The sequence below is a fragment of the Microbacterium sp. ANT_H45B genome (assembly GCF_008369345.1).
Taxonomy (GTDB): Bacteria; Actinomycetota; Actinomycetes; order Actinomycetales; family Microbacteriaceae; genus Microbacterium.
The window spans coordinates 1-1,720 of sequence record NZ_VOBK01000006.1; the positions used below are offsets into that span (position 1 = coordinate 1).

1 rRNA gene is annotated in these 1,720 nt (G+C 55.4%); it reads right to left on the minus strand.

The annotated features are described in order from the left end of the window. Nucleotides 1–96 precede the first annotated feature (96 nt). Nucleotides 97–1,621: ribosomal RNA gene (locus FQ142_RS17325) — 16S ribosomal RNA — on the minus strand. Between the last annotated feature and the right edge of the window lie 99 nt (nt 1,622–1,720).

Below are 1,720 nucleotides of genomic sequence, written 5' to 3' on the forward strand. Positions count from 1 at the left end.
TCTCGATGCCATGTCAAATGTTCCACCCATGAGCTCCCAGCAGAGACGAACGCTCTGATCTGGGTTCTGGACTCCGAAGAGTCAGATGCTCCTTAGAAAGGAGGTGATCCAGCCGCACCTTCCGGTACGGCTACCTTGTTACGACTTAGTCCTAATTACCGATCCCACCTTCGACGGCTCCCTCCACAAGGGTTAGGCCACCGGCTTCAGGTGTTACCGACTTTCATGACTTGACGGGCGGTGTGTACAAGACCCGGGAACGTATTCACCGCAGCGTTGCTGATCTGCGATTACTAGCGACTCCGACTTCATGAGGTCGAGTTGCAGACCTCAATCCGAACTGGGACCGGCTTTTTGGGATTCGCTCCACCTCGCGGTATTGCAGCCCTTTGTACCGGCCATTGTAGCATGCGTGAAGCCCAAGACATAAGGGGCATGATGATTTGACGTCATCCCCACCTTCCTCCGAGTTGACCCCGGCAGTATCCCATGAGTTCCCACCATTACGTGCTGGCAACATAGAACGAGGGTTGCGCTCGTTGCGGGACTTAACCCAACATCTCACGACACGAGCTGACGACAACCATGCACCACCTGTTTACGAGTGTCCAAAGAGTTGACCATTTCTGGCCCGTTCTCGTATATGTCAAGCCTTGGTAAGGTTCTTCGCGTTGCATCGAATTAATCCGCATGCTCCGCCGCTTGTGCGGGTCCCCGTCAATTCCTTTGAGTTTTAGCCTTGCGGCCGTACTCCCCAGGCGGGGAACTTAATGCGTTAGCTGCGTCACGGAATCCGTGGAATGGACCCCACAACTAGTTCCCAACGTTTACGGGGTGGACTACCAGGGTATCTAAGCCTGTTTGCTCCCCACCCTTTCGCTCCTCAGCGTCAGTAACGGCCCAGAGATCTGCCTTCGCCATCGGTGTTCCTCCTGATATCTGCGCATTCCACCGCTACACCAGGAATTCCAATCTCCCCTACCGCACTCTAGTCTGCCCGTACCCACTGCAGGCCGGAGGTTGAGCCTCCGGATTTCACAGCAGACGCGACAAACCGCCTACGAGCTCTTTACGCCCAATAATTCCGGATAACGCTTGCACCCTACGTATTACCGCGGCTGCTGGCACGTAGTTAGCCGGTGCTTTTTCTGCAGGTACCGTCACTTTCGCTTCTTCCCTGCTAAAAGAGGTTTACAACCCGAAGGCCGTCATCCCTCACGCGGCGTTGCTGCATCAGGCTTCCGCCCATTGTGCAATATTCCCCACTGCTGCCTCCCGTAGGAGTCTGGGCCGTGTCTCAGTCCCAGTGTGGCCGGTCACCCTCTCAGGCCGGCTACCCGTCGACGCCTTGGTGAGCCATTACCTCACCAACAAGCTGATAGGCCGCGAGCCCATCCCCAACCAATAAATCTTTCCAGTAACTGACCATGCGGCCGCTACTCGTATCCAGTATTAGACGCCGTTTCCAGCGCTTATCCCAGAGTCAGGGGCAGGTTGCTCACGTGTTACTCACCCGTTCGCCACTGATCCCACAGAGCAAGCTCCGTGTTCACCGTTCGACTTGCATGTGTTAAGCACGCCGCCAGCGTTCATCCTGAGCCAGGATCAAACTCTCCGTAAAAAAGAAATGCATACCCCACCGGGAAAACGGTGACGCAGCGAGTTTGATGCTGACCAAAGAGACAAATTCATTGCTGACTTCATCCGAATGCCAACCCCC